The sequence below is a fragment of the Kitasatospora sp. Root107 genome, from assembly GCF_001424875.1.
Taxonomy (GTDB): domain Bacteria; phylum Actinomycetota; class Actinomycetes; order Streptomycetales; family Streptomycetaceae; genus Kitasatospora.
In genome coordinates this window covers 120,108-144,882 of record NZ_LMCT01000008.1, presented here as the reverse complement: position 1 = coordinate 144,882, position 24,775 = coordinate 120,108, and the positions used below count along the sequence as shown (strand labels likewise).

The window sequence follows — 24,775 nt, the reverse complement described above, 5'->3', positions numbered from 1 at the left end:
ACCTTTCGCTCTGCGGGTCTCAGTTGGAGTTGGCGGCGAGCGCGGCCCGCACCAGGTCGTCGATGGCCATGGTGGTGATGTCGGCTGCCGGTGCGGCCGGTTCCGGCGACGGCGAACCGGACGCCGGAGCGGTCAGCTTCAGCAGCGCGTCCAGCAGGCCCGCCTCCCGGAGCGCGGCCAGCGGGAGCGCCCCCAGGGCCCGGCGGAACTCGCCCTCGTCCAGCTCCGACTGCGGCTGCACCTCCGGCTCGCTGTCGTCGATGCCGGGGAGCAGCTCGGTGAGCAGGAACTCGGCCAGCGCACCGGGGTTCGGGTAGTCGAACATCAGCGTGGCCGGGAGCCGCAGGCCGGTTGCGGTCTGCAGGCGGTTGCGGAGCTCGATCGCGGCCAGCGAGTCGAGACCCAGCTCGGTGAAGCCCCGGGTGACGTCGATCGCCGCCGGGTCGTCGTGGCGGACCGCCGCGACGTGGTTGCGCACCAGGTCGAGCAGGAACCGGTCCCGCTCGGTCCGGCCCAGACCGGCCAGCCGCTGCTCCAGCGAGAGCTGGCCGGCCGGCTCGGCCTCCACCGCCGCCACCTTGGCCTTCGTCGTACGGGCGGGCCTCCGGCTCTGACTGCGCACCAGCTCGCGGAAGAGCGGCGAGATCTCGTCCGCCACCGCCGCCAGCGCGGGCAGGTCCAGCCGGATCGGCACCAGCACCGCCTCCTCACCGAGCCCGAGCGCCTCGTCGAACAGCGCGAGGCCCTCCTCGCCGGTCATCGCGGGCATCCCGAGCCGGTTCATCCGGTGCAGGTCGGCCTCGGTGACGCCACCTCCCAGGCCGGTCTTCTGGGTCCACAGACCGAAGGCCAGCGAGGTGCCGGGCAGGCCCAGCTCCCGCCGGTGGACGGCGAGGGCGTCGACGAAGCGGTTGGCCGCGCCGTAGTTCGCCTGCCCGGTGCCGACCAGCAGCCCGGCGCAGGAGGAGAACAGCACGAACGCCGACAGGTCGAGATCCTTCGTCAGCTCGTGCAGGTGCCAGCCCGCCTCGAGCTTCGGCCGCAGTACGTTGTCCAGCTGCGCCGGGGTGAGCGAGCCGACCAGGGCGTTGTCCATCACCCCGGCCGCGTGCACCACGCCGCGCAGCGGGTGGGCGGCCGGAATGCCCGTCAGCAAGCCCTCCAGCGCCGCCCGGTCGGCGGCGTCGGCCGCCGCGACGGTGACCTCCGCACCGGCCTCGGTCAGCTCGGCCGCCAGGGCCGCCGCCTCGGGCGAGGCGAGCCCGCGCCGGCTGGTCAGCAGCAGGTGCCTGACGCCATGTTCGGCGACCAGGTGACGGGCCACCAGGGCGCCCAGTCCGCTGGTGCCTCCAGTGATCAGCACCGTGCCTTCGGGGTCCCACGGCGAGACCGGCGGAATGCCGCTCTCCGCGACCCCGGCGAGCCGGGGCACCCGGACGTCGACGCCGCGCACCGCCAGCTCGGGCTCGCCCAGGGCGGTGAGCTGGACCGGCACGTTGCCGCTGTCCAGGTCGATCAGCAGGATCCGGCCCGGGTTCTCCTGCTGGGCGGCCCGGACCAGGCCCCAGACGCCGGCCTGGCCGAGGTTGATCCGCTCGTCCTCCTCGACCGCCACCGCGCCCCGGGTGAGCACCATCAGGCGGGTGTCGGCGAACCGGTCGTCGGCCAGCCACTGCTGAAGGGTGCTCAGCACGCCGTCCAGCGCCGCGCGGGCATCGGTCGGCACGTCGCCGGTTCCCGAGAGGACCGGCAGCAGGATCAGTTCGGGCGTCGTGGTCCCGGCCTCGGCCGCGCTGCCGAGGGCCGTCAGGCTCTCGAACACCGGCAGGTCGAGGTCGAGCCCGGCGGCGTCACCGACGATCACCCGGCCGGCCGCGGTGGCGCTGCCCGCCGCACCGAGCGGCAGGTGGCTCCAGCCGATCCGGAACAGCGAGTCGTGCTGCTTGAGCCCGGTGGAGGCGGCCGCCCCGGCGGCGATCCGGTCCGGGGTGATGGCGCGGACCACCAGCTGCTCGACGGTGGCCACCGGCAGGCCGGTGGAGTCGGCGAGTTCGAGCCGGACCGCGTCGGGGCCGGTCGAGTTGAGCTTCACCCGCATCCGGGCGGCGCCGCCTGCGTGCAGCGAGACGCCGGTCCAGGCGAACGGCAGGTGCGAGGAGCCGATGTCCTGCGGACGGTAGCCGCCGAGGAAGTCGGTCGCGCTCAACGCCGCGTCCAGCAGCGCCGGGTGGACCCGGAAGCCCGCTGCCTCCTCCCGGACGTCGTCCGGCAGGGCGACCTCGGCGAAGACGTCCTCTCCCCGGCGCCAGACCGCCTTCAGGCCCCGGAAGCGCGGGCCGTAGTAGTAGCCCTGGCTGGTCAGGTAGTCGTAGACGTCACTGATGTCCACCTCCTCGGCGCCGGCCGGCGGCCAGGAGCCGTAGGTGACGTCGAAGGCGGCGGGGACCGTCGCGGTCTCCTCGGACGGGGCCAGGAAGCCGGACACGTGCCGGGTCCAGTCCACGTAGTCCGGCGCGTTCTCGAACCGGGAGTAGACCTCCAGCGTGCGTCGGTCCGATGCGTCGGCCGCGCCGACCACCACCTGGACGGCGGTGCCGCCGGTCGCGGTGAGCGGCATGATCGCCTCGATGGTCAGCTCCTCGACCAGGTCGCAGCCGACCTCCTCGCCTGCCCGCAGCGCCAGTTCGACGTACCCGGTGCCGGGCAGCAGCAGCGTGCCGAGCACGTTGTGGTCGGCCAGCCACGGGTGGGTGTCCATCGCGAGCCGGCCGGTGAGCACCACCCCGCCGTCCACCGGCGAGACCACCACCGCGCTGAGCATCGGGTGCTCGGCGGGCGTCTGACCGATCCCGGCGACATCGCCACCGGGCAGCGCCGGGACGTCCAGCCAGTAGTGCCGCTTCTCGAAGGCGTAGCTGGGCAGGTCGACCCGCCGGGCACCGTGCCCGGCGAAGAACGCCGCCCAGTCCGGGCCGTTGCCGGCCACCTGGAGCTCGGCCAGCGCCGCGAGCAGCCCCTCGGGACCGGTGCGGTCCTTGCGGGCCGTGGCGGCCAGTACGTGACCGTCGCCGGTGAGGGTCCCGCCGGCCAGCGCCGTCAGCACGCCGTCCGGGCCGAGCTCGACGTAGCGGGTGACACCCTCGCGCTCCAGGAAGCCGACGCCGTCGGCGAACCTGACCGCCTCACGGACGTGCCGCACCCAGTACTCGGCCGAGCCGAGCTGTACCGAACTCGCTTCGGTACCCGTCAGGTTGGAGACCACCCGGAGACTCGGGATCCGGTACGCCACGCTCTCGGCGACCTGCCGGAACTCGTCCAGCATCGGCTCCATCAGCGGCGAGTGGAAGGCGTGCGAGACCCGCAGCCGGTTGGTCTTGCGACCCTCGAAGCGGCCGATCACCGCCTCGACCTCGGCCTCGTCACCGGAGACCACCACCGAACGCGGGGCATTCACCGCCGCGATGCTGACCCGGTCGGTGAGCAGCGGGAGGATCTCCTCCTCGGTGGCCTGGATCGCCACCATCGCACCGCCCGAGGGCAGTTGCTGCATCAGCCGACCCCGGGCCGCCACCAGTCGGGCCGCGTCCGCCAGCGAGAAGACTCCGGCCACGTGGGCCGCGGCCAGCTCGCCGACCGAGTGACCGACCAGGATGTCGGGCAGCAGGCCCCAGGACTCGACCAGGCGGAACAGTGCGACCTCGTAGGCGAACAGCGAGGTCTGGGTGTAGACCGTCCGGTTGAGCAGTTCGGCGTCCTCGCCCCAGACCACCTCGCGCAGCGGACGGTCCAGGTGGGCGTCCAGCTCGGCCAGTGTCGCGTCGAAGGCCGACGCGAACACCGGGAAGGTGGCGTGCAGTTCACGTCCCATGCCGAGGCGCTGGGCGCCCTGGCCGGAGAACAGGAAGGCGGTCAGCCCGCCCGGTGCGGCGACGCCGGTGACGGCGGTGGGGTGTCCGCTCTGCTCGGCCAGCGCGGTGAGCGCCACGACCGCCGAGTCGCGGTCCCCGGCCAGCACCACGGCCCGGTGGTCCAGGTCGGCCCGGCCGGTGGCCAGCGAGAAGCCGACGTCGAGCAGGCTCAGCTCCTGGTCCCAGAGGATCCGGTCCAGCAGCTTGGCCGCCTGGGCAGGCAGGCTCTTCGCGCTCTTCGCGGAGAACAGCAGCGGCACCAGCGGGAGCGCGTCCCGGTCCTGCGCCTCGGTCACCGGGGCGGGCACGGGGGCCTGCTCGATGATCAGGTGCGCGTTGGTCCCGCTCAGGCCGAAGGAGGAGACACCGGCCCGGCGCGGCCCGGTGGTCTCCGGCCACTCCCTGGACTCGGTCAGCAGGCGTACATCGCCGGCCGTCCAGTCCACCTGCGGCGAGGGCTGGTCCACGTGCAGGGTCCTCGGCATCAGACCGTTGCGGACCGCCATCGCCACCTTGATCACACCGCTGACACCGGCCGCCGCCTGGGCGTGGCCGATGTTGGACTTGATCGAGCCGAGCCACAACGGCCGGTCCTCCGGCCGGTCCTGACCGTACGTCGCCAGCAGCGCCTGGGCCTCGATCGGGTCACCCAGGCGGGTGCCGGTGCCGTGACCCTCGACCAGGTCGATGTCGGCGGCGGAGAGGCCGGAGGCGTCCAGCGCCTTCTGGATCACCCGCTGCTGGGACGGGCCGTTCGGGGCGGTCAGCCCGTTCGAGGCGCCGTCCTGGTTGATCGCGCTGCCCCGGATCACAGCGAGCACCGGGTGCCCGTTGCGCTCCGCGTCGGAGAGCCGCTCGACCAGCAGCAGCCCGATCCCTTCGGACCAGCCGGTGCCGTCGGCGGCGCCGGAGAAGGCCTTGCAGCGGCCGTCGGCGGAGAGCCCGCGCTGCTGGCTGAAGTCGACGAACAGCTCCGGCGTCGGCATCACGGTGACACCGCCCGCGATCGCCATGGTGATCTCACCGGCCCGCAGCGCCTGGACGGCCATGTGCAGGGCGACCAGCGAGGACGAGCAGGCGGTGTCCACCGTGACGGCGGGCCCTTCCAGGCCGAGCGTGTAGGCGACCCGGCCCGAGGCGATGCTCGCCGCGCTGCCGTTGCCGATGTAGCCGGTCAGCTCCTCCGGCACGTACGGGAGGCGGGTGCCGTAGTCGTGGTACATCACACCGGCGTACACCCCGGTCTGGCTGCCGCGCATCGACTGCGGGTCGATGCCCGCCAACTCGAAGGCCTCCCAGGCGCCCTGGAGCAGCAGGCGCTGCTGCGGGTCCATCGCGAGGGCCTCGCGCGGCATGATGCCGAAGAACTCCGGGTCGAACTCGTTGGAGTCGTGCAGGAAGCCGCCGGTCCGGGCGTAGGTCTTGCCCGCCAGACCCGGCTCGGGGTCGTAGATGGACTCGATGTCCCAGCCACGGTCGGTCGGGAACTCCGAGACCGCGTCCACCCCTTCGACCACCAGCCGCCAGAGATCCTCGGCGGAGCGGACGCCGCCGGGGAACCGGCAGCTGATCGAGACGATCGCGATCGGCTCGTCCGCCACCGCCTCGACGGCCGGGCGGACCACGGGAGCCTTGGTGGCGGTGGTGCCGGCCAGCTTGGTCTTCAGGAAGTCGGCCACCGCGCGCGAGGTCGGGAAGTCGAAGACCAGGGTGGCGGGCAGCCGCAGTCCGGTGGCCCCGCCCAGCGAGTTCCGCAGTTCGACGGCGGCCAGCGAGTCGAAGCCGAGGTCCTTGAAGGCCCGGTCGGCGCCGACCGCGTCCAGCTCGGCGTGGCCGAGCACGGCGGCGACCTGGGTGCGAACCAACTCCAGCAGGTGCCGGTCGCGTTGGGCCTCGTTCAGTCCGGCCAGCTTCTCCGCCAGCGCGTTGCCGTCGGCCGGTCGGCCGCCGGCCTGCGCCCGCTGCCGGGCCGGTCCGCCGGTCAGGCCGCGCAGCAGGGCCGGGATGCCCTCGCCCCGGGCCAGCACGCCGCTCCGGTCGATCCGGAGGGCCGCCAGCTGCGGGTGGGTGGTGCCGACCGCCGCGTCGAAGGCCGCCAGACCCTCGGTGGCGGTGAGCGCGGGCAGTCCGAGGCGGTTCATCCGGTCCAGGTCGGCGTCGGTGACGTCGCCGAGGCCGGTGTTGACCGCCCACATTCCGAAGGCGAGGGCGGTGGCGGGCAGGCCCGCCTCCCGGCGGTGGGTGGCCAGCGCGTCCAGGAAGACGTTGGCGGCCGCGTAGTTGGCCTGCCCGGCAGCCAGCACCTGGCCACCGGCGGAGGAGAACAGGACGAAGGCAGTCAGCGCCTGACCCTCGGTGAGCTCGTGCAGGTGCCAGGCGGCGTCGGCCTTCGGGCGGAGCACGTAGTCGAACTGAGTTGGCGTCAGGGACTCGACGAGCGCGTTGTCCATCACCCCTGCGGCGTGCACCACACCGGTCAGCGGGTGCTCGGCGGGGATGCCGGCCAGTACGGCGGCCAGCGCCGCCCGGTCGGAGACATCGGCGGCCGCGATCGCCACCTCGGCGCCCAGCTCGGCCAGTTCGGCGCTCAGCTCGGCCGCACCGGGTGCGTCGGCGCCCCGGCGGCTGGTGAGCAGCAGGTGGCGGACCCCGTGTTCGCCGACCAGGTGACGGGCCACCAGAGCGCCCAGGCCGGTGGTCCCGCCGGTGATCAGCACCGTGCCGGTGGAGTCCCAGACCGGCGCCGGCTCGGCGACCGCCGCCCGGACCAGCCGGGGCACCAGGAGCTGTCCGGCCCGGAGTGCGGCCTCCGGCTCTCCGGCGGCGGCAGCGACGGCGAGGGCCCGGTCGGACTCGGCGGAGCCGTCCAGGTCGAGCAGGGCGAACCGGCCCGGATTCTCCTCGATGGCCGACCGGACCAGGCCCCAGACCGGGGCCTGGGCCAGCGCGATGACACCCGATTCCCCTGCCACCACGGCGTGTCGGGTCACCAGGACCAGCCGCGATCCGGCGAACCGCTCGTCGGCCAGCCAGCTCTGTACGGCGCCGAGCGCGTCGGCGACGGCCGCCCGGACTCCGGCCGGGACGTCGGTGTCGGTGCCTGTGGCCACCGGGTGCAGTACGACCGCCGGGACCTCGACCTCGCTGTCCAGCAGCTCGGCCAGGGTCGGCAGGGTGCCGGTTGCGGCGGCGAGCGGTGCGCTGCGCTGCCAGTCGACGCGGTGCAGGATCTCGTTCAACTTGCCCTGACTGGCTGCCAGTTGCTCGGACGAGACCGGGCGGGAGACCAGCGACTCGACGGTGGCGACCAGCTGCCCGGCGGTGTCGGCGACCCCGATGGCCGAGACCTCGGCACCCCGGACCCGGCGGATGTGCACCCGGAGCGCGTTCGCGCCGGCCGCGTGCAGGGAGACGCCGTTCCAGGAGAACGGGAGCAGCGTGTCGCCCTCGTCCCCGGCCGTGCCGTCCAGCAGCAGGTCCACGTGCATCGCGGTGTCCAGCAGGGCCGGGTGCAGCCCGAAGCGGGCGGCCTCGGCGTGGGAGCCAGCCGGCAGGGCAACCTCGGCGAACACATCGTCACCACGGCGCCAGGCGGCCTTCAGACCCTGGAAGACCGGGCCGTAGCCGTAGCCGCGGTCGGTCAGCCGCTCGTACGCGTTCGCCACGTCGATCTCGGTGGCGCCCGGCGGCGGCCAGGCCGTCAGCTCGAACTCGGGCGCCGTCGGCTCGGGCGCCAGCACACCGTTGGCGTGCCGGGTCCACTCCTGGTCGGCACCGCCCTCGGGGCGGGAGTAGACCGAGACGGACCGGGTGCCTGCCGCATCGGCGGCACCGACCACCACCTGGAGAGCGACTGCCCCGCCGGGCGCCAGGATCAGCGGCGCCTCCAGGGTCAGTTCCTCGACCCGGCCGCAGTCCACCTGGTCGCCTGCCCGGACGGCCAGTTCGACAAAACCGGTGCCCGGCAGCAGGACATTGCCCAGCACGCCGTGGTCACCGATCCACGCCTGGGTGTCGATCGACAGCCTGCCGGTCAGCACCACACCGCCGTTGTCCGGCGAGACCACCGCCGCACTCAGCATCGGGTGGTCAACGGCCTCCAGACCGGCCGAACCGAGATCACCGAAGCCGACCCCGACCAGGTCGATCCAGTACCGCTGACGCTGGAAGGCGTAGGTCGGCAGGTCGGTACGGGCCCGCTGCGCACCGGGCAGCAGCGCCGTCCAGTCGACGGCCACACCCCGGGCGTGGGCGCGGGCCAGGCCGGTCAGCAGCTCGCGCTCCTCGCTCCGCTCGCGGCGCAGCGTGGAGACGAAGGCCGCTTCGGAGTCCTCGGCGACGCAGTCCGCGCCGGCTGCGGTGAGGACGGCGTCGGGGCCGATCTCCACGAAAGTGGTGACGCCGCGCGACTCCAACTGGCCGATGTTGTCGGCGAAGCGGACCGCGTCACGGACGTGGCTGACCCAGTACTCGGGGTCGGTGAACGAACCCGACGCCACCACCGGGATCTTCGGCTCGTTGAAGCTCAACCCGCTGACCACCGTGCGGAACTCGTCCAGCATCGGGTCCATCAGCGGGGAGTGGAACGCGTGCGAGACGCTCAGCCGCTTGGTCCGCTCGAAGCCCGAGGCGATCTCCAGCACCGTGGCCTCGTCACCGGAGACCACCACCGAGCGCGGGCCGTTGACGGCCGCAATGCTGACACCCTCGGTGAGCAGCGGCAGGATCTCCGCCTCAGTCGCCTGAATCGCCACCATCGCACCACCCGAAGGCAGTTCCTGCATCAGCCGGCCACGCGCCGACACAAGCTTCACCGCATCCGCGAGCGACAGCACCCCCGCCACATGCGCAGCCGCGATCTCACCCACCGAGTGCCCCGACACGAAGTCAGGCCGCACCCCCCACGACTCCACCAGCCGGAACAACGCCACCTCGACCGCGAACAGCGCACTCTGCGTGTTCACGGTGCGGTTCAGCAGCTCAACGTCCGAGCCCCACACCACATCCCGCAGCGACCCGCCCAGCTCAGCCAACACCTCGTCGAACGCCGAAGCGAACACCGGGAAAGCAGCGTGCAGCTCACGCCCCATCCCCAACCGCTGCGACCCCTGCCCCGTGAACAGGAAGGCGAGCTTGCCCTCCCGCACGAAGTCCGCCGCACCCGCGCCCTCCGCCAGCGCGTCGAGCGCCTCGGCCAGCTGCGCGCGGTCCGCACCGAGTGCCACCGCCCGGTGCTCGAGACCGGCCCGTCCGGTGACCAACCCCAGTGCAGCCGAGGTCAGTTCACCGTCCTCCAGGGTCTCCAGGTAGGAACGGAGCCCGGCCGCCTGCGCCCGGAGCGCCGGCGCGGTCCGCCCGGAGATCACCCACGGCACGAGCGTGGCGTCACCGGTCGGCGCGGTCACAGCCGAGACGGACGGAGAAACCTCCGGCGCCTGCTCGACGATGACGTGCGCGTTGGTGCCGCTGATGCCGAAGGACGAGACGCCCGCCCGTCGCACCCGACCGGTCTCGGGCCAGGCCCGAGCCTCCGTCAGGAGCTCGACCGCCCCGGCCTCCCAGTCGATCTGCTCGGACCGCTGCTCGGCGTGCAGCGTACGCGGCAGCACACCGTGCCGGATCGCCTCGACCATCTTGATGACGCCGCCGACCCCGGCCGCTGCCTGGGTGTGGCCCATGTTGGACTTGAGCGAGCCGAGCCAGAGCGGCTGCCCCTCGGGGCGGTCCTGGCCGTACGTGGCCAGCAGCGCCCCCGCCTCGATCGGGTCGCCCAGCGTCGTACCGGTCCCGTGGCCCTCGACCGCGTCGACGTCCGAGGTGGTCAGGCCGGCCGTGGCCAGCGCCGCCTGGATCACCCGCTGCTGCGAGGGACCGTTCGGCGCGGTCAGGCCGTTCGAGGCGCCGTCGGAGTTGACCGCCGAGCCCCGGATCAGGCCGAGCACCTGGTGGCCGTTGCGCTGGGCGTCGGAGAGCCGCTCCAGCAGCAGCATGCCGACGCCCTCGCCCCAGCCCGTACCGTCTGCTCCGGCACCGAAGGACTTGCACCGGCCGTCGGCGGCCAGGCCGCGCTGGCGGCTCATGTCGATGAAGGTGTCGGGGGTGGACATCACGGTCACACCGCCGGCCAGCGCGAGCGAGCACTCGCCCTGCCGGAGCGCCTGGATCGCCCAGTGCATCGCGACCAGCGAGGAGGAGCACGCGGTGTCGACGGAGACCGCCGGGCCCTCCAGACCGAGTGTGTAGGCCACCCGGCCGGAGACCACGCTCGCCAGGCTGCCGTTGCCGTGGTAGGCGGCGATCTCCTCGGGGAGCGGGCCCATCCGCAGACCCCAGTCGTGGTACATCACCCCGGCGAAGACGCCGGTGTCACTGCCGCGCAGCGCGTGCGGGTCGAGGCCGGCCCTCTCCAGGGTCTCCCACGAGACCTCGAGCAGCAGCCGCTGCTGCGGGTCCATCGCCTGCGCCTCGCGCGGGCTGATGCCGAAGAAGTCCGCGTCGAACTGACCGGCGTCGTACAGGAAGGCGCCCTCACGGCTGGAGCTCTTGCCGGGCTTTCCGGGCTCCGGGTCGTACAGGTCGGCGGGCCAGCCGCGGTCGGCCGGGAACCGGTCGATGACGTCCCGGCCTTCGTCCACCAGCTGCCACAGCGTCTCGGGCGAGGTGACCCCGCCCGGGTAGCGGCAGGCCATGCCGACGATCGCGATCGGGTCGTCGGCGCCGGCCACCGCGGCCACCCGCTCGCGGCGGGGAGCGGTGGCTGGGGTGCTGGTGACCTTGCTCGCGATGTGCTCGGCAAGGGCGCGCGGGTTGGGGTAGTCGAAGGTGAGGGTGGCGCTGAGCCGCAGGCCGGTGGCGGCGTTCAGGCGGTTGCGCAGTTCGACCGCGGCCAGTGAGTCGAAGCCGAGCTCGTTGAACGCCCGGGTGGCACTGACCGATTCGGCGCTGTCGTGGCCGAGCACCGAGGCGGCGTGGGTGCGGACCAGGTCGAGCAGGGTCTCCACCCGCTCGCCCTCGGCCAGCCCGGCGAGCAGCTGCACCAGCGGGGTCTCGTCGCCCGACCGGCCGGCGGCGGAGGCCGCCCGGCGCGGGACCGCGCGGACCAGACCACGGAGCAGCTGCGGGACACCGTCGGTACGGGCCTGGAGCGCCCGCAGGTCGATTCGGACCGGGATGACGGAGGGCTCGGTGGTGCTCAGGGCGCGGTCGAACAGCGCCAGGTTCTCGTGCGGGAGCAGACCCGCCATTCCGAGCCGGCGGGCCCGCTGGAGCGCGGCCTCGTCCAGGTCGGCGCCCATGCCCGCGCCGCCGAGCCAGAGGCCCCAGGCCAGCGAGGTGACGGGCAGTCCGGCCGCCTTGCGACGTGCTGCCAGCGCGTCCAGGAACAGGTTGGCGGCGGCGTAGTTGCCCTGCCCCGCGCCGTCCAGGGCGGTGGCGGTCGAGGAGTAGAGCACGAAGGCCTTGAGGTTCTGACCCTCGGTCAGCTCGTGCAGGTTCCAGGTGGCGTCCACCTTGGGGCGCATCACGTGGTCCACCCGGGCCGGGGTGAGCGAGCCGACCAGGCCGTCGTCGACCACACCGGCGGTGTGCACCACGGCGGTCAGCGGGTGCTCGGCGGGCACCTCGGCCAGTACGGCGGCCAGCGCCGCGCGGTCGACGGCGTCCACCGCAGCGACCGTCACCGTGGCGCCCAGCTCGGTCAGTTCGGCCGACAGCTCGGTGGCGCCGGGTGCGGCCGGGCCGCGCCGGCTGGTCAGCAGCAGGTGCCGGACGCCGTGGTTGGTGACCAGGTGGCGGGCCAGGTGGCCGCCGAGGCCACCGGTGCCGCCGGTGATCAGCACAGTGCTGGTGGCGTCCCACGGGGAGTCGCCGGTCTCGGCCTCGGCCGGGAGTGCGGCCACCCGGGGCACCAGGAACTCGCCGTCCCGCAGGGCGAGTTCGGTCTCCCCGGAGGCCAGCGCGGCGGCCAGCGCGCGCTCGGACTCGGCGCTGCCGTCCAGGTCGGCCAGCACGAAGCGGCCGGGGTTCTCGGCCTCGGCCGAGCGGACCAGGCCCCAGACCACCGCCTGGGCCGGGTCGATCGGGTCGCCGTCCCGGGCCACCACCGCGTTCCGGGTGACCACCACCAGCCGGGCGGAGCTCTCGTCGGCCAGCCAGTCCTGCACGGCGGTCAGCGCATCGGCCGTCACCAGCCGGACCACGTCCGGGAGTTCACCCTCGGGCGTGGCCACGATCGGGCGCCGGACGAAGCCTTCGGCAGCCTCAGCGGTGGGCAGCGACAGCGTCTGCCACCCGATCCGGTACAGCGGCTCGCGGCGGCCCGCCCGCCCGGCCTCCAGCTGCTCGGCGGAGACCTGGCGCAGCACCAGCGACTCGACCCGGGCGACCGGCAGGCCGGCCTGGTCGGCGATGGTCAGTGCCAGGCTGTCCGTCCCGTTGGGGGTGATCCGGACCCGGACGGCGGAGGCGCCGACCGAGTGCAGCGCGACGCCCGCCCAGGCGAACGGCACTCGGGTGCCGTCCGGGACCGCACCGGCCAGGTCGGCGGCGTGCAGGGCGGCGTCCAGCAGCGCGGGGTGCAGGCCGAAGGCGTCGGCCTTGACCTCCTGGTCGAGCGCGACCTCGGCGAACACCTCGCCGCCGAGCTGCCAGGCGGCCCGGACGGCCCGGAAGGCCGGGCCGTAGCCGTAGCCCTGACCGGCCATCTGCTCGTACAGACCGCTGACGTCGAGCGGCTGGGCGCCCTGCGGCGGCCAGACGGTGAGCTCGGCGGTCTCAAGAAGGGGTGCACCGGAGCCGAGCACGGCCTCGGCGTGCCGCTCCCACGGACCGTCCTCGGTCCGGGAGTAGAACTCGACGGTGCGCCGCCCGGTGCCGTCGGCGACGCCGACCACCACCTGGAGCGCGACGTCGCCCTCGGCCGGGATCACCAGCGGGGCGGCCAGGGTGAGTTCCTCGACCAGGTCGCAGCCGACCTGATCGCCTGCGGCCAGCGCCAGTTCGACGAAGGCGGTGCCGGGCAGCAGGATCACGCCCGCGATCACGTGATCGCCCAGCCAGGGCTGGGCCCGCAGCGAGAGCCGGCCGGTGAGCACCACGGTGTCCGAACCGGCCAGGCTGACCGCTGCTCCCAGCAGCGGGTGCTGCACGACGTCCTGGCCGAGACCGGCCGCGTCCGCGGCGACCGTGGGCGCGGTCAGCCAGTACCGCTTGTGCTGGAACGCGTAGGTGGGCAGCGGAACCCGGCGCGGCGCCAGGCCGGCGTACGGGGTGAAGCCGTCGAGCGTGCCGCCCCGGGCGTGCATCCGGGCGACGGCGGAGACCAGCTCCCTGACCTCGTCCCGTCCGGCGCGCAGCGCGGCGACGAAGACCGCGTCGGCGGCCTGCTCGGGCACGCAGTCCTGGCCCATCGCGGTCAGCACCGCGTCGGGACCGAGCTCCAGGAAGCTCCGGACGCCGTTGGCCGCCAGGCTCTCCACGGCGTCGTGGAAGCGCACCGACTCCCGTACGTGCCGCACCCAGTAGTCCGGCGAGGTCAGCTCCTCGGCGGTGGCCGGGCGGCCGGTGACGGTGGAGACGATCGGGATCCGCGGCGCGGAGTAGCTGAGGATCCCGGCGATCAGGCCGAACTCCTCGAGCATCGGCTCCATCAGCGGCGAGTGGAAGGCGTGCGAGACCCGCAGCCGCTTCGTTCGCTCGAACCGGGCCGCGATCGCCAGGACCGCCTCCTCCTCGCCCGCGATCACCACCGAGCGCGGGCCGTTCACCGCCGCGATGCTGACCCCGGCGGTGAGCAGCGGCAGGATCTCCGCCTCGCTCGCCTGGATCGCCACCAGCGCGCCGCCGGTGGGCAGTTCCTGCATCAGCCGGCCCCGGGCGGCCACCAGGGTGGCCGCGTCCTCCAGCGAGAGCACCCCGGCCACGTGGGCCGCCGCGATCTCGCCGACCGAGTGGCCGGCCAGGAAGTCCGGGCGCAGGCCCCAGGACTCAACCAGGCGGTAGAGCGCGACCTCGACCGCGAACAGCGCGACCTGGGCGTAGCAGGTCTGGTGCAGCAGCTCGGCCTCGGCAGAGCCCTCGGCGGCGAACAGCACGTCCCAGAGCGGGATTTCGAGCTGCAGGTCGAGGTAGCCGATGGCCTGGTCGAGGGCCCGGGCGAAGACCGGGTAGGTGTCGTAGAGCTGACGGCCCATCGCCAGCCGCTGGCAGCCCTGGCCGGTGAACAGGAAGGCCAGCCGACCGGCCGGCGCGGTGCCCCGGAACACCCCGGGGAGCTCCGCGTCCGCCGCCAACGCCCGTAGGCCGGCGAGCAGTTCGTCGCGGTCCTCGGCCACCAGGACGGCCCGCTCGGCGAGCGTGGCCCGGGTGGTGGCGAGCGAGTGGCCGAGGTCGGCCGGGGCGAGCTCCGGGTCCGACTCGGCCAGCGCGAGCAGCCGCTCGGCCTGGCCGCGCAAGGCCGGCTCGGTCTTGGCGCTGACGGTGACGATGACCGGCAGCGGGGCCGCGACGGGCTCGAGAGCCTCGGCGGGCTCGACGGCCGGCGGCTCCTCGATGATCACGTGCGCGTTGGTGCCACTGACGCCGAACGAGGAGACGCCGACCCGGCGGGTGCGCTCGGCGTCCCGCGGCCAGTCCTGATCCTCGGTCAGCAGCCGGACGTCCCCGGCGGACCAGTCGATGCTGCCGGACGGCGCGTCCACGTGCAGGGTGCGCGGCAGCACGCCGTGCCGCATCGCCATGATCACCTTGACGATGCTCGCCACGCCTGCGGCGGCCTGGGTGTGGCCGATGTTGGACTTCACCGAGCCGAGCCAGAGCGGCCGGTCCTCGGGGCGGCCCTTCCCGTAGGTGGCCAGCAGGGCCTGGGCCTCGATCGGGTCGCCGAGCGTGGTGCCGGTGCCGTGCGCCTCGACCGCGTCCACCTGATCGGCCGTCAGCCCGGCGGTGGCCAGGGTGTCGCGGATCAGTCGGCGCTGGGCGGCGCCGCTGGGCGCGGTGAGGCCGTTGCTGGCGCCGTCCTGGTTGATGCCGGTGCCGCGCACCACGGCCAGCACCGGGTGGCCGAGCCGCTGGGCGTCGGAGAGCCGCTCGACCACCAGCAAGCCGACGCCCTCGCCGAAGGCGGTGCCGTCGGCGGCCTCGGCGAAGGCCTTGATCACGCCGTCCTCGGCCAGCCCGCGCTGGCGGCTGAACTCGGTGAAGATCGCCGGGCTGCCCATCAGCGTCACGCCACCGGCCAGCGCGAGCGAGGACTCGCCCCGGCGCAGTGACTGGACGGCCAGGTGCAGAGCGACCAGCGAGCTGGAGCAGGCGGTGTCGATGGTGAGGGCGGGGCCCTCCAGACCGAGGGTGTAGGCCACCCGGCCGCTGGCGATGGAGAGCGCGGTGCCGGTCAGCAGGTAGCCGTCCAAGCCCTCCGGGCTCTCGTGCGAGCGGACGCCGTACTCGTGCGCACCGGCCCCGAGGAAGACGCCGGCCCGGGTGCCGCGGAGCTCGGTCGGGTCGATGCCCGCGTGCTCCAGCGCCTCCCAGGCGGCCTCCAGGGTGACCCGCTGCTGCGGGTCCATGGTGAGCGCCTCGCGCGGGCTGATGCCGAAGAAGTCGGCGTCGAACTCGGCGGCGTCGTACAGGAATCCACCCTTGCGGGTGTAGCTGCGGCCCGGGGCGTCCGGGTCCGGGTCGAAGAGGTTGTCGAGGTCCCAGCCACGGTCGTCCGGGAAGTCGCCGGAGACGGTGCGGCCCTCGCTGACGATCTGCCAGAGCGCCTCGGGGGTGGTCACCTCACCGGGGAAGCGGAGGCCGACGCCGACGATCGCGATCGGCTCGTCGTCCGCGTACGCCGCCAGGGTGGACACCCCGGCGTCCTCCGGCAGGCCCAGCGCCTCGGCCCGCAGGTACTCGGCGAGCAGCGCCGGGGTCGGGTGGTCGAAGCCCGCCGTGACCGGCAGGGCCAGGTTGGTGGCCGCGTTCAGCCGGGCGTGCACCTCGACCAGACCCAGCGAGTCGAGGCCCTGCTCCTTGAACGGACGGTCGACGTCGACCACCGGATCGACGCCGGGGCGCACTCTGCGCAGCACCGCCAGGGTCTGCTCACACACCAGGTCCAGCAGCACCCTGCGCTGCTCGGAAACCGGCAGCGCCTCCAGTCGACGGACCAGCTCGGACCGGTCCACCGGCGTCTGCCCGTCACCGGAAACGAAACTCCCAGACTCGCTCATCGAGATACGCTCCACTTTATCCGTCTTCGCCGGCAGGCCACGCACGGGCAGCCACAGAAATGCACACTACGGAAACTCGAACACGCGCCCAAGCCCCTAACGCCCCCTAGGGGCCCCAGACTGCGATTACGGGTGTACAAGGGGCGCCACATCCGTGGTACCAAAACCCTGGATAGCTCTAGCCGACAGGGGACTGATTCACGTGAACTTGAGTGCCGAGAATTACGCGCAGCGGCCTGCCGAGCGAATTCATGAATTCATGCTCGCCCCGGTCGCATTCGCTCCGGAACGGCCCGCCGTGGTCGAATCCGACGGGGTCGGCGGGCTGGTCACCACCACCTACCGGGAACTCGCCGACCGGGTCGACAGGTACGCCGCCGCACTGGTGGATCTCGGCCTGGACATCGGGGACCGGGTGATCCTGGAGTCGGACACCTCAGGACACGCGATCGCGCTGCTACTGGCCTGCTCCAAGGCCGGCGTCGCGTTCATCCCGGTCAGCCCGGAGACCCCGGACAAGCGACTGCACTCGATCATCTCGACCACCGCGCCAGCGCTGCACCTGCAGAGCCCGACCGGCGACCGGCAGGGCATCCCGGCCGAGGTCGGCACCGCCAGGTTCGGGCCGAACGGCCTGTCCGTGGAGCGCCCGCCGATGGCCCGGGTGCGGCACCGCCGGGAGGCGTCCGCCACCGACCCGGCGTACATGATCTTCACCTCGGGCACCACCGGACGGCCCAAGGGCGTGGTGATGAGCCACCGCGGCGTGGTGGCCTTCTACCGGGGCATGCTGGCGGCCGGCATCGTCGGCACCGAGGACCGGGTGGCCACCACCTCGCCGCTGCAGTTCGACTTCTCGCTGCTGGACATCGGCCTGGCGCTGGGCAGCGGCGCCACCGTCGTCCCGGTGCCGCGCGCCGCGCTGCCCTGGCCACGGCGTTTCCTGGCCTTCCTGAACGAGGCCGAGGTGACCCAGGTGAACGGCGTGCCGTCGATCTGGCGCGGCGTGCTGCGGCACGAACTCGCCGGGCTGGCTGAGCTGGAGAAGCTGCGCGGTGTGCTGTTCTGCGGCGAGGACTTCCCGCTGCCCGAGCTGCGGCTGCTCCAGCGGGCCCGGCCGACCGCCCGGCTGGTCAACTGCTACGGCGCCACCGAGTCGATGGCCGCCTCCTTCACCGACGTGCCCAACCCGCTCCCGGACGACCTGGAGAAGCTCTCGATCGGCTTCGCCTACCCGGGCGCCGAGATGACCATCGTGGACGAGGACCAGGTACCGGTCACCGAGCCCGGCGTGGTCGGCCACATCCACCTGCGCGCCCCGTCGATGTTCACCGGCTACTGGGACGACCTCGAGGCCACCCGGGCCGCCCAGGTGCCCGACCCGCTGAACCCCAAGTCGGGCCAGCTGGTGCTGCGTACCGGCGACCTCGCGTACCAAGGCGCCGACGGCGAGCTGTACTTCTGCGGCCGGGCCGACAACCAGGTGCAGATCCGCGGCAACCGGGTCGAGCTGGGCGAGGTGGAGCGCCGGATCCTGGAGTTCCCCGGGATCACCGCGGCCGCCGCGCTGGTGCTGCCGCGCGCCGACAAGGAGCCGGTGCTCGGCGCGTTCGTGGTGACCGCCAAGGACGCCCAGCAGATCAGCGAGAACGAGATCCGGGCCTTCTGCAAGGAGACCCTGCCGGCCTACATGACCCCGCACGAGCTGCGGGTGGTGGACAGCCTCCCGGTCACCCCGAACGGCAAGATCGACCGCAAGGTGCTGGCGGCGAGCGTCGTCTGACGCAACGTCAACCCGAACGGCCCCGACCTCCTGGGAGGTCGGGGCCGACGGCTTGTCCGGTGCTCAGGCCGGTACGGCCTCCAGTTCGGCGGCCGCCTGCCTGGCCAGCAGGCCGCGGTCCACCTTGCGGTTGGCGTTCAGCGGGAAGTCCTCGACGTGCCGGTAGTGCCGGGGCACCATGCTGTGCGGCAGCACCTCGCGCAGCTGGCGGGCCAGTTCGGCCGGCGGCGACTTCTCGCCGACGTAGAAGACCACCAGCTCGGTGCCGTTCGCGCCCTCCCTGGCCACCGCCACCGCGTCCTGCACCCCGACGCAGACCCGCAGGGCGTGGTCGATCTCGGCCAGCTCCACCCGCCAGCCCTGCACCTGCACCTGGGCGTCCAGCCGGCCGAGGTAGACCAGCACCCCGTTGCCGTGCTGGCGGACCCGGTCGCCGGTGCGGTACCAGCGGCGGCCTTCGTGCTCCAGGAAGCGGCCCTGGTCGTCCGTCGGATCGAGGTAACCGGTGGTCATCTGCGGCCCGGTGATGCAGAGTTCGCCCTCGGTCAGCGAGGGCACGCCGTTCGGGGCGAGCAGGACGAAGTCGTGGCCCTCGTGCACGGTGCCGATCGGGGTCAGGCCGTTCACGCAGAGCACCGGCGAGGTGTCCCGGTCCCAGCGGTAGCCGGTGACGGTGACGGTCAGCTCGGTCGGGCCGTAGATGTTCTCCAGGGTGGAGTTCGGCGCGGCGTCCTGCCAGTCGGTGGCGTCGGCGGCCCGTAGCGCCTCGCCCGCGAACAGGCTCCAGCGCAGGCCGGGCATCGAGTCCGGCTTCAGCCCCCGGGTGCGGCGCACCAGTGAGATCGCGCTCGGCGTGGAGAACCAGACCGTCACGCCCTGCTGGGTGAGGTAGCCGGGCAGGTCGTGGTACGCCTCGTTGGGCAGCGCCAGCAGGGTGGCACCGGCGCCCCAGGCGCAGAACATGTCGAAGACCGCGCAGTCGAAGTTGACGTCGAAGGTCTGCGAGAAGATGTCGTCGGCGTTGAAGTCGTAGCGCTGGTCCAGCAGTTCGAAGTAGTGGTGGGTGGAGCCGTGGCTGATCGGCACGCCCTTGGGGGTGCCGGTCGAGCCCGAGGTGAACAGCACGTACGCCCGGTCGGTGGCGCTGACCGGGCGGGGTTCGGTGAGCGCGTCCTTCTCGTCCAGGGCGATCCCGCGCAGCGGCAGGCCGCGCAACTTCCCTTCCTCGTCCAGCCCGTGGCCAGGGGCGAGCACCGGCAGGTCGAGGCCCTCGGCCGCCAGCTCGACCAGGTTGGCCAGGCCGAACCGGTCGGCCACCACGGCCTGGACCCCGGCCACCTCGAGCATCCGGCGGGTCCGGGCGACCGGGAAGTCCGAGCGCAGCGGCACCACCGTGCGGCCGGTGTAGAGCCCGGCCAGGATCGCGACGTACGCCTCGACCCCCTTGCCGGCCAGCACCCCGATCACCTCGGGCGGCTCACCGGGGCCGGCCAGCAGGGCTCCCGCCCAGCTCAGCGCACGGCGGTGCACCTCGGTGTAGGTCAGCGAATCGGCACCCAGCCGGACCGCCAGGCGGTCGGGTGAGAGGGCAAGGCCACGCAGGAATCGGGCGTGCAGCGCAGGCCCGTCGGTCACGTTCATTCTGCCTCCAGGAGAGGGGTGGTAAGGGGTTGCGGCCCGCACTCCCGGCGCGGGTATCGTCGAACGCGCAAGACATCCTGGAAATCCCGCCCAGGTCGGGAATCGACATTCGGAGTCAGCATGTGGGACAAGAAGTTCGAGAACACGATCCGTCGGCACCTGCCGTATCTGGAGGCCGGTGACGAACTGCGGCCCGACGTCAGTCTCCGCGAACTGGGCCTGGACTCGATGGGCACCGTGGACCTGCTCGCCTCACTGGAGGAGACGTACGGTGTCGAGTTCATCCACGATTTCCTGAACTCCGAGACCTTCTCCACCGCGGAGACGCTGTGGAACGCGATCTCGAAGCTCGGTGCTCCGGCTGTCTGACCGTCACAGACGTCGGCCCGAAATTCCCTCCGGAATCCTGGTGATTCCGGAGGGAATTTCATTTAGGGCCTCAGGCCGGGACCCGGCGGCGCGGCTGCATCGCGGTCCGCGGGTTGACCGGGACCACCTCGAAGTTCCGGGTGGTGGCACCCACCCGGCCGAACAGGCCGTCCGGGCCGGACACCTGGACGGTGCCGATGCCCAGCCGCCGGAAGGTCTCCACCACGGCCGGCCAGCGCACCGGCTTCACGTAGCCGTCCAGGATCATCGTCCGGACGCCCGCGCCAGTGGTCAGCACCGAGCCGTCCTGGTCCGCCACGATAGGCAGCACCGGGTCGGCGAAGGTCAGCCGGTCCACCACCTCCGCCTCGACCCGGTCGCGCAGCGCGCCGAAGGCCGAGGAGTGCATCGGCGGGTTCATCGTGTACAGCGGCAGGCCGCCCATCGCCCGCAGCCGGTCCTGCAGCCAGTCCACCCGGCCCTCCCGCAGCGAGAGCATGTAGAAGTCCTCGTCGATGTAGCAGGAGATGTCGTACCACTCCCCCTGCTCGTCCAACTCGGCCAGTACCTCGGCCAGTCGGGCCTGCGGGGTGCGGGTGAACGAGTGGGTGACGATGTCCCGGTGCTCGACCGCGAAGTACTCGTCCTCGCAGCGGGCCATCTGGGCGGTCGCCCAGACCGCCTCGGCGAAGTCCAGCGACCCGGAGTGCACGGCGGCCGCCTTGCTCCCGAAGCTCGGCCCGGCGATCAGCTCGGGGCGGCTGTCCAGCTCCGCCTCGGCCCACTGGGCCAGCGCGACGCAGTTCACCAGGAAGGCGACCTGGGCGTACTCCGAGTAGTCGCTCTCGCTGGCCCGGTAGCGCGCCAGCAGGTCGTATCCGAGGGTCTCCCCGGCGGTCGCCACCAGCTTCCGGGCGAACGGGTTGAGCAGCATGAACTTCGCCACGTCCGCGAACTGCGACGGCCCCATGCCGGGGAAGATGATCGCGGTGCCGGGCCGGTCTTCGGCCTTCATCTCTGGTTGTTCCCTTCAGAGTTGTGGATCCGTCAGCCTCAGCCGACGAGCTTGGTGAAGGCTTCCTCGATCCGGGTCAGCACGTCCCGGATGTGCGGGAGCGAGAGCGGGTCCTCGGCGTCCAGGGCGAGCTGCTGCTCCTCCCGGGTGTGGCCGTACAGCAGGCTGGTGGCCGCCTTGAAGCGGAGTGCCCCGGAGTCGTCGCCCAGGTTGTCGCCCGCCAGCACCACGATCCCGAACTCGTCGAACAGGTACCGGAAGAGCGACTGCGCGTCGGTGATGCCCTTGGCCTCCAGGGCCGCGCGCTTCGGCTCGAAGTCCGGGTAGACGTAGAACCCGCCGGTCGGCGGGCGGCAGGTGGCGCCGGCCCCGATCATGATCCGGTACACCGCGCGGGCCACCGCCCCGTGCAGCCGGGCGCTGCGGGCGAACCGGTCGCGCACCTCCGGCGGCTCGGAGAAGGCGTACGCCGCGACCTCCTGCATCGGGATGGCCAGCGTCGACCAGACCTCGCTGGCCAGTGAGATGACACCGTCCCGGACGCTGTTGCCCCAGGTGTTGTCGGGGAACCGGGCTACGCCGATCCGCCAGCCGCCGAGCGCCAGCGTCTTGCTCAGACCGTTGGTGACGATGGTGCGCTCCGGCAGCACCTCGGCGGGGCTGAGCACCGGGGTGGCCGGGTCGTGCACCACGTCCCGGTAGATCTCGTCGGAGATCAGGTAGAGGTCCTCCTCCTCCGCCACCGCGCAGATCTCCCGGACCAGTTCGGGGGAGACCACGGTGCCGGTCGGGTTGTCCGGGAGGGTGAGCACCACCAGCCTCGGGTTGCCGCCGGCCGCGCGCGCGGCCCGGACGGTCTCCCGCAGCTTGACCGGGTCCGGCACACCGCCGCACTCGGCCGGGATGTCCACCTCGTACACCTGCTTGCCGGCCAGCAGGCCCTGCGGCTTGTAGGTGTTCCAGGCGGGCTTGGGGATCACCAGGTCGCCGGGGACGACGAACTGAACCGCCATCAGCAGCGGCTTGCTGCCCGGGGCGACCACGACCTGCTCGGGCTCGGTCGGCAGGTTGCGGCGGCTGAAATAGCCCGCCGCCTCCCGCCGGACCGCCCGGCCGCCGGGCACCGCCCCGTAGGCGTTCTCCCCGGAGCTGGCAGCCAACTGCCCCTTCAGCGCCGGGTGGACCGGCAACCGCGCCTCGCCGAAGGCCAGATGGACGATCGACTCGCCCCTCGTCCGGCGCTCCGCCACGTCGTTGTTGAGGTCCAGGTTCGGTGACACTTTCCGGCCGGCCATCGCCAGCTCCTTCCACTGATTCTGCCGTTGCGCCCAGACCTTTCGCCCCGGGCCGGGAGGAGAGTCCCGCCGCCTCTCCGAGGGTGCTCAGACCCCCTGCACCGCTGCCCTGATGTCGGCCGGCGTGGTCTCCGCCAGCTCCAGCTCGTCCACCCAGGAGGCGGTCTCCGAGAAGTGCGCCCGGAACGGGCGGCCGACCAGCTCGGGGTCCCGGGCCTGGAGCAGCCGCAGCTGGAAGTACTTGCCCTGCGGGGTGTCCTCGATCCCGTCCACCGCGACCTTGCCCGGCTTGGCGGACATCACCGGACCACGCACCGTCCGGGCCAGGCCCGGCAGTTGACGGTAGGCGGCCTGGAAGATGCCGACCGCCTGGGCCAGCGGCACCTTGAAGTAGTCGTGCGGGCCGGTGTCCCGCTCCACGAACATGTAGTACGGCACCACACCGGCCCCGAGCTCCCGGCGCCACAGCTCGGCCCAGGCGTCGGCGTCGTCGTTGACCTTGCCGATCAGCGGGGCCTGGCCGTAGACCAGCGCGCCGGTGGAGCGGATCCGCTGCAGCGCCCGGCGGGCGATGTCGGTCTCCAGCTCCCGCGGGTGGCTGAAGTGGCCCATCACCGCGAGGTTGCGGCCCGAGTCCACGATCTTCTCGAACAGCCAGAGCACCTCGTCGGCGTCCTGGTCGGTGACGAACCGCTGCGGCCAGTACGCGACCGACTTGGTGCCGATCCGGATGGTCCGGACGCTGTCGATCGCCAGCAGCGGCTCCAGGTGGCTGCGCAGCCGCTCGGTCGACATCACCATCGGGTCGCCACCGGTGACCAGTACATCGGTCACCTGCGGGTGCGCCTTCAGGTACTCGACCAGCTGACTCGGGTCCGGCGCGGCGAACTTGAGGTCGGCGTCACCGACGAACTGCGCCCAGCGGAAGCAGTAGGTGCAGTACGCGTGGCAGGTCTGCCCCTGGCCGGGGAAGTAGAGCACCGTCTCGCGGTACTTGTGCTGCATGCCGGCCAGCTCCACGCCGTCCAGCCGGGGGACGTTGAGCTCCTTCTGCCCGGACGGGTGCGGGTTCAGCCGCGAGCGGATGTCCTGCACGGTCTCCCGCAGCTGGAGCTTGTTCGCCGGGTCACCGGACAGCACGCTGAGCCGCTTCTCGTCCTCGATCGACAGCATCCCCGGCTGCGGGAAGACCAGTTGGAAGATCGGGTCGTTCGGGATGTTGGTCCAGTCGATCAGCGAGGAGAGCACGTACTCGTTGACCCGGAACGGCAGGACCTGCGAGATCATCCGGACGGTCTCCTGGAGGTGCGCAGGCAGTCCGTAACGGCTGGCGATCTCGTCGATGTGTCTTGGGCCGAACGCTTTGAATCGTTCCGTGGTGGGAAATTCGAGGGTCAGCAGGGACATTCGGACATTCCTCCGGTCTCATGGGCCCGCCTTCGGGAGTGGGCCCCGGCATAGGTGTGCAACGCGGCCTGACTACCTTGAACCCGGCGAATCCAGTGACGGCTCGGGGACTTGACTCGCGGTAGCTCGGAGACTAGTGCGGGGCCGTAATCGCCGACCCCCCTGTTCCGTCCCCTAGCCCGGCCGCCGACCCCTGGACGGCCGGTCAGTGAATCCGGCGCAGATAGCTGCTCAGCACCTCGAGGAACTTCTCCGGCTGCTCCAGGTGCGGCATGTGGCTGGAGTTCTCGAGGATCTCCCAACTGACGTCCGGGATGAGGTCCGCGTACGGCTGGACGGTGGCCGGGGTCGCCTCGTCGTAGGCGCCGGAGATCAGCAGGGTGGGCACCGCGATGTTCTCGATGCAGTCGGTCACACCCCAGTCCTTCAGGGTGCCGACGACGTGGAACTCGCTCGGCCCGTTCATGGTCCGGTAGACCGTGGGGTCGTTGTAGACCTCCATGAACGAGGCCATGAAGTCCCTCGGCCAGGGGTCCAGCCGGCAGACGTGCCGCAGGTAGAACGGCATCATCGCGTTGAAGTACTCCTGGCTGTCGGTGGTCCCGGCCGCCTCGTGCCTGTGCAGGGTCTCGTTCACCTCGGGCGGCAGCGCGTCGCGCAGCACCTTGGCCTCCTGCAGCCAGAGCGGGTACGACGCCGGGGCGTTCGCCACCACCAGGCCGCGCAGACCGGCCGGGCGGCCGGCGGCGTGCTTCGCCGCCAGCAGCCCGCCCCAGGACTGGCCGAACAACACGTAGTTGTCGGATATCCCCAACGCGCCGAGCAGATTGTCCAGTTCGTCGAGGAAGAGCTCGACCGTCCAGAAATCCGCGCCGCGGTCCGGGAGATGGGTCGAACCGCCGTTTCCGATCTGGTCGTAGTGCACCACCGGCCAGTCCTGCGCCGAGAGTTCGGCGAGATTCAGCAGATAGTCGTGGGTACTGCCGGGACCGCCGTGCACCGCGACCACGACCGGCTTTCCCGATTTCAGGTCTCCGGTCACCCGGTACCAGGTCTTGTGTTCACGGAACGGCACGCTTCCCTTGGCACTGGGCGCCAGAGCCATCGCTACCCCGATTCCTTTCGCTGTTCGTGCGCCCGGC

8 protein-coding genes are annotated in these 24,775 nt (G+C 72.3%); 2 read left to right on the top strand and 6 right to left on the bottom strand.

The genetic code is table 11. The annotated features are described in order from the left end of the window. Positions 1-19 precede the first annotated feature (19 nt). Positions 20-16,123: a type I polyketide synthase gene (locus ASC99_RS08905; protein WP_082598191.1), complete on the bottom strand. Its 16,104-nt coding sequence runs from the start codon at positions 16,121-16,123 to the stop codon at positions 20-22. 259 nt (positions 16,124-16,382) lie between these two features. Between ASC99_RS08905 and ASC99_RS08900 the strand changes: the two genes are divergently transcribed. Beyond that, positions 16,383-17,906 (top strand): D-alanine--poly(phosphoribitol) ligase, encoded by a 1,524-nt coding sequence (locus tag ASC99_RS08900; protein WP_057230122.1) that lies wholly within the window; start codon positions 16,383-16,385, stop codon positions 17,904-17,906. Between the two features lie 63 nt (positions 17,907-17,969). On the opposite strand, the gene ASC99_RS08895 is transcribed toward ASC99_RS08900, so the two are convergent. Further along, a complete protein-coding gene (locus ASC99_RS08895; protein ID WP_057230121.1) occupies positions 17,970-19,547 on the bottom strand; it encodes an AMP-binding protein in 1,578 nt (525 codons plus the stop codon). Positions 19,548-19,667: 120 nt separating this feature from the next. On the opposite strand from ASC99_RS08895, the gene ASC99_RS08890 reads away from it, so the two are divergent. Next, positions 19,668-19,916 carry an acyl carrier protein gene (locus tag ASC99_RS08890; RefSeq protein ID WP_057230120.1) on the top strand — a complete coding sequence of 83 codons (249 nt, stop codon included), beginning with the start codon at positions 19,668-19,670 and terminating at the stop codon, positions 19,914-19,916. 70 nt (positions 19,917-19,986) lie between these two features. Here the strand turns inward: ASC99_RS08890 and ASC99_RS08885 are convergent, their stop codons facing one another. From ASC99_RS08885 to ASC99_RS08870, 4 genes are all read right to left on the bottom strand, one after another. Continuing rightward, positions 19,987-20,931, bottom strand: coding sequence for an ACP S-malonyltransferase (locus ASC99_RS08885; protein ID WP_057230119.1), 945 nt, complete (start codon positions 20,929-20,931; stop codon positions 19,987-19,989). Between the two features lie 38 nt (positions 20,932-20,969). Continuing rightward, complete coding sequence (locus ASC99_RS08880; protein ID WP_057230118.1) at positions 20,970-22,226, bottom strand: pyridoxal phosphate-dependent aminotransferase; 1,257 nt, start codon at positions 22,224-22,226, stop codon at positions 20,970-20,972. Between the two features lie 87 nt (positions 22,227-22,313). Then, positions 22,314-23,633: a KamA family radical SAM protein gene (locus ASC99_RS08875; RefSeq protein WP_057230117.1), complete on the bottom strand. Its 1,320-nt coding sequence runs from the start codon at positions 23,631-23,633 to the stop codon at positions 22,314-22,316. A 205-nt stretch (positions 23,634-23,838) separates the two neighbouring features. Then, positions 23,839-24,738: a proline iminopeptidase-family hydrolase gene (locus ASC99_RS08870; RefSeq protein WP_057230116.1), complete on the bottom strand. Its 900-nt coding sequence runs from the start codon at positions 24,736-24,738 to the stop codon at positions 23,839-23,841. Positions 24,739-24,775 lie beyond the last annotated feature (37 nt).

Bases quoted from the DNA above. Each gene is read 5' to 3' on its own strand.
- ASC99_RS08895 (WP_057230121.1), bottom strand. From the start codon at position 19,547: ATGAACGTGACCGACGGGCCTGCGCTGCACGCCCGATTCCTGCGTGGC.
- ASC99_RS08890 (WP_057230120.1), top strand. From the start codon at position 19,668: ATGTGGGACAAGAAGTTCGAGAACACGATCCGTCGGCACCTGCCGTAT.
- ASC99_RS08885 (WP_057230119.1), bottom strand. From the start codon at position 20,931: ATGAAGGCCGAAGACCGGCCCGGCACCGCGATCATCTTCCCCGGCATG.
- ASC99_RS08905 (WP_082598191.1), bottom strand. From the start codon at position 16,123: ATGAGCGAGTCTGGGAGTTTCGTTTCCGGTGACGGGCAGACGCCGGTG.
- ASC99_RS08880 (WP_057230118.1), bottom strand. From the start codon at position 22,226: ATGGCCGGCCGGAAAGTGTCACCGAACCTGGACCTCAACAACGACGTG.
- ASC99_RS08870 (WP_057230116.1), bottom strand. From the start codon at position 24,738: ATGGCTCTGGCGCCCAGTGCCAAGGGAAGCGTGCCGTTCCGTGAACAC.
- ASC99_RS08875 (WP_057230117.1), bottom strand. From the start codon at position 23,633: ATGTCCCTGCTGACCCTCGAATTTCCCACCACGGAACGATTCAAAGCG.
- ASC99_RS08900 (WP_057230122.1), top strand. From the start codon at position 16,383: ATGCTCGCCCCGGTCGCATTCGCTCCGGAACGGCCCGCCGTGGTCGAA.